At 69.1% G+C, this 4,492-nt stretch carries 5 protein-coding genes; 1 reads left to right on the forward strand and 4 read right to left on the reverse strand.

The window, feature by feature from the left end; translation table 11 throughout:
- A partial coding sequence (locus ACFQEU_RS11945) for an Lrp/AsnC family transcriptional regulator (RefSeq protein WP_379782417.1) occupies positions 1 to 265 on the reverse strand: 265 nt, incomplete at its 3' end.
- An 81-nt stretch (positions 266 to 346) separates the two neighbouring features.
- On the opposite strand from ACFQEU_RS11945, the gene ACFQEU_RS11950 reads away from it, so the two are divergent.
- Complete coding sequence (locus ACFQEU_RS11950; RefSeq protein ID WP_379782419.1) at positions 347 to 541, forward strand: heavy-metal-associated domain-containing protein; 195 nt, start codon at positions 347 to 349, stop codon at positions 539 to 541.
- Positions 542 to 578: 37 nt separating this feature from the next.
- Here the strand turns inward: ACFQEU_RS11950 and ACFQEU_RS11955 are convergent, their stop codons facing one another.
- The 3 genes from ACFQEU_RS11955 to ACFQEU_RS11965 all read right to left on the reverse strand — a co-directional run bounded on the left by ACFQEU_RS11955 (position 579) and on the right by ACFQEU_RS11965 (position 4,254).
- A complete protein-coding gene (locus tag ACFQEU_RS11955; protein ID WP_379782421.1) occupies positions 579 to 1,952 on the reverse strand; it encodes a DUF5305 domain-containing protein in 1,374 nt (457 codons plus the stop codon).
- 4 nt (positions 1,953 to 1,956) lie between these two features.
- A complete protein-coding gene (locus ACFQEU_RS11960) occupies positions 1,957 to 3,120 on the reverse strand; it encodes a S26 family signal peptidase (RefSeq protein ID WP_379782423.1) in 1,164 nt (387 codons plus the stop codon).
- A gap of 165 nt (positions 3,121 to 3,285) precedes the next feature.
- Entirely contained in the window at positions 3,286 to 4,254 is a 969-nt protein-coding gene (locus ACFQEU_RS11965) for a hypothetical protein (protein WP_379782425.1), read from the reverse strand.
- Between the last annotated feature and the right edge of the window lie 238 nt (positions 4,255 to 4,492).

The following is a 4,492-nucleotide window of genomic DNA, read 5'->3' on the forward strand; positions in this document are numbered from 1 at the left end:
GGCCCGCCATCGCCTCGTACGCGCTCTCGGCGTCGGCGGGCGCGACATCCAGCGTGACGAGCGCTTCCACCCCGGTTGAGAGCCCGTCCGCGTCGACACGCAGCGTGAACCCCTCGATGACGCCCGCCTCGCGAAGCCGGTCGACGCGGTCCGACACCGCCGGCGCGGAGAGGTCGACCCGTTCGGCGATGTCGCTAAACGGCCGTCTGGCGTCCGCCAACAGGAGCCGCAGGATCTCCCGGTCCGTCTCGTCGAGCGTGCGCATGGTCGGACCTCGTCGCGCCGCGACAAAAAGCGTCCTGCCGGAGGGGAAACCGAGTTATCCGTGGCGACCGATATCCGATCTATGACGACCATCGAGATCGAGGGAATGGCGTGTGGCGGCTGTGAGGAGAACGTCGTGGAAGCGCTCTCGGCGGTGCCGGGCGTGGAGACGGCGACCGCCGACCACGAGGCGGGAACCGCGACGGTCGAAGGGGACGCCGACCACGACGCGCTCGCGGCCGCCGTCGAGGAGGCCGGCTACGAACCGGTCGCCTGATCCTCGCCAGCCACCGGCCGTCCGCGGTCTCCGTTTATCAACCGTTCGTCTCGGGACTGTCCGTGCTGTCGTCGCCGTCCGTGTCGCGCTCGGCCGTCTCGGTAGGACCCATCGCGAACGGATCCGGGCCTCCATCGCCGTTCGCCTCCTCGTCGGACCGCTCGCCGTCATCGCCCTCGTCGTCGGCCCCTACGTTCTTATCGGCGACTGACGTGCCGATGTCCGCCGTGTCGACCGTCGACCCTTCTCCGTCGTCGAGCGGGTCGGCGTCGACGCCGACCCCGTCCTCGGCGGCGTCCGCGTCGGGACCGGCGGGGTCCTCCTCGGTGGATCGATGGACCGGCGGGTCGGGTCGTCGATACGTGTAGACGAACTCGCCGGTCACGGCGTGGAACGCGCCGGTGTCGGGGTCCTCCACGACGCCGGTGTCGTTGTCGATGGCGAAGTCGACGAGGTCCCGGAGGCTGTCGGCGTACGCGACAGGTCGGTCGTGGGCCGCCGGCGGGAGTCGGATCCGCGTGATCCACTCGTCGAACTCCGAGCGGTCGTCGCGGTACGAGAGGTACGCTCGCTCGGCGTCGCTCACCGCCAGGCGTCCCTCGTACCGGGCGTACGAGAGCCCCGCGCCGGCGACGACGCCGATCACGAGCAGGAGTGGCGCGCCGATCGATCGTAGCGGGCCGTACGTCCGTTCGACGGTCTCGGTCACTTCCTGGGGGGTCGTGTCCGACTGGGGACCCGGATCGCTGACCGTGTACGTGTCGCCGCCGTGATCGATCCCGAACTCCATCGACCGCGTGTAGGTGGCCGCCTCGCCGTTGAGCGTCCCCTCAAGCTCGACCGTGGTGACGACCTCCGTCTCCGTCTGTCCGGGTGAGGCACCCAGCTCCTCCTCGATATCGGACGCCTGTTGGTCGATCGCGGCGCTGTCTAGCGTGAACTCGGCCCCGACCGTCTCGCCGGGTTCGACGTCCTCGACGGTCGTCTCCGCGAGCGTCTCGCGCTCCTCCCAGTACTCGACGCCGTCGCCGACGTTCCGGATCACGAGCTCGGATTCCACGTCGATCCGGACGTTTTCCGACTGCTCGGCGGTGTAGGATGCCTCCGCCGCGACGTCGAGTTGGGGTGCGATCCGGCTGAAGTACGTCTCGCGGTTCTCGAGCGTCGAACCCACCTCGAAGACCGGGTTCTCCGCCGTCACCTCGGCGGCGTGGACGTATTCGCTGTCGACGGTCCACGACGAGACGGTCCTGGTCTCCTCCTCAGTGCCGGGGTCGACGTAGGTGCCGTACACGAGGAAGCCGCCCGCCGCGGCGAGGACGAGACAGCCGACGAGAAGTAGCGTGAACTGTGCGTCTAGGACTGCTCGGAGGCGGATCCGTGTTTCGTCGGGGTCTGACTGTGTGCTCATGTGGTCACCTGTAGAGTTCGCGTAGCAGTCGTCGATAGAAGGGGGTCTTCCGGCGGGACGTGCGGCTCCGTATTCGCGCCGGCTCGCCGCGCAACAACAGCAGTCCCGCGAGGATGATCCCGCCGCCGAGGAGGCCGTTGATCGCCACCAGCGGCGTCCACGGGTGAACCTCGTAGAGCTCGTCGATGACTGTCGGAGGTAACACCGCGAGGTATCGGTGTTCCTCGACGAACAGGCGGTAGTAGCCCGTCTCGTCGGGCGCGGTGAGCGTCACCGTGGTCGACGCCTCGTCGCGCCCGCCGAGGGCGACGCGTTCCGGGTTGACGTCGACCCCGGGGCTGGCGGGCGTGACGTACGCCTGAACCGGGACGAGTCCGGCGTTCGGGACGACGTACTCCAGCTCCTCGCTGGCTCCACGCTCGATCACGGTCGGGTTGTCGGACTCGAAGTCCGCGCTGACGACGCCGTACTCTTGGGTTCCGGCGGGGACAACCATCGCGGCGGTCGCCGTGGCCATCAATACGAGCGCGAGGACGCCGAGGACGAACACCACCGACGTGCCGTCGTCACGCGACCGGTCGCGGTCGGGCCGGTCCCGGGTTCCACTCGTGAGGTACCAGTCGGCCGCGTACGCGACGATCGAGAGGCCGAACAGGATGTACGCGAGCCCCTGTGTCCCCTGGAACGAGCGGGTTCCGAACGTCACCGCCAGCCAGGTCTGGACGCTCTCCAAGGTCGACTGGAACGCCATCGCCACGGTTCCGAGGTGGGGTATCACGACGACCGACCCGCCGACCGTGAACGCCTTGGCGACGATGTCCGCGTCCTGGACGATCGGCTCGCCGCCGTCCTGGTCGGTGAACGGGTTGGCGTCCCCCTGCGTAACGTACCCCCGCTCGGTTTCCTCGACGACGCGGTGGGTCGTCAGGCCGCCGCCCTCGATCTCTTGGGCGTCGAACGTCACGACGTCACCGGTGCCGATGCCGCCCGCCAGCGGTGCCGGGATCGCGATGAACCCGTCGCCGGGGTCGAGCGTGGGTACCATGCTCCCGGTTTCGACGAAGCTCAGGAGGACGGGCTGTCCGAGGTACTGCCCGACGACGAGCGAGACGACGATCACGACGACCGCCGCCTGGGCGAACACCGAGAGGGCGCGTCGAGGAGACATGTGTCAACCAGTAATCAATCGCTCTCTGCAGGAGAGTCATCACGACGCGTAATAAGCTCGCGGATCACGGCACCGGTGTGGAGTCGGTGTCGCGCGGCGGGCGGGACCGTTGTGAGCAGACCGGGCTGCTGTGGGCGGACGGGACGGCGCGTCGCCACGAGACGGCTACGCCGCATCGCGCGATCCGGCGACGTCACGTGACTCCGCCTCCGGATCGTCGAACGCCCCGAAAGCGACGAGGACGTACGGGCCGATAAAGGCGAGCGCGTACCCGAGCAGATGGACGTACAGGTTGAGGACGCGGCCGTCTCCGGTCGGGTCCGCCGGGAACCCGGCGACCGGATACGCGACCGCGAGGACGACACCCACCACGAACAGGTCGCCGTACCCGGGCGTGCCGATGAGCCGACGCGGCACCCCCGCGAGCGACCGGAGACCGCCGGGTGCCACCGACGTGATCGTCCAGAGCAGCCACCCTCCTCCGACCAGGGCGACGGCGGGGCCAGCGGTCCCCGCGACGTCTAAGCCGGTCGGGATCGCCAGGGCGCCCATCCACCCGACCGATACGAGGAACACCGGCGGGAGGAGGCGTACCGGGACGGAGTCGGACAGCGACGCGACGACGGTCGAGTCCGGGTCGGCCCGGCTCGTCGGGAGGTGCTCGCGGGCGAAGGCGGCGAGCAGCAGCGGCAGTAGTCCGGCGAAGGCCATGTTGACGCCGGAGAAGCCGAACCCGACCGCGTTTCGCGGAACCGCGAGGTTGAGCGCGGAGAGCGCGACCGGGAGGACGAGACAGAACGTCGCGAAGGCGGTGAAGAAGAGCCGACGCTGTCGGCCGGCCGTCGCCAACAGGTAGCCGATCCCTGCGAGCAGCACGTAGGCGACGAGGTTCCCGGCGAGGTGTTCGACTCGGAGATGAACGTAATGTGCGGTGAACGCCGTGAGAAGCGTCGGCTCCGTGTAGGCGAACGCGAGCGAGCGACGGGTCGCCTCCGGGAGGGTAAACACCGCGAGGAGGAGGACGGGCACCGCGGCTAACGGCACCAGATCGGACGCTCGTGCGTGTGCGAACAGGGCCGATCGGAGCGAGGCCCGCTCCCGACCAGTACCCGTTCGGGTCGAGACGGTCGTCACGGACGAGACTCGGCGATGCCGGGGTAAATCCCTACGGCCCAAAGTACCATATCCGATAACCTGACGGGGCTAAGCGTCACGACCCGCCGATCCGCCGGACGACTGGAACCGCCACGGTCACGACGACGAGCAGGAGCACGAGTCCGGCGACCCCCGAGAGGCCCAGCCCCCCGGGCTCGTCGGTCGGCGTCGACGTGTCCGCGGACCCCGCTGTGTCCCCGTTAGCGCCGCCTCCCTC

Origin of the sequence: Halorubrum tibetense (assembly GCF_042661865.1) — an archaeon.
In the GTDB taxonomy this organism is placed as follows: Archaea; Halobacteriota; Halobacteria; order Halobacteriales; family Haloferacaceae; genus Halorubrum; species Halorubrum tibetense.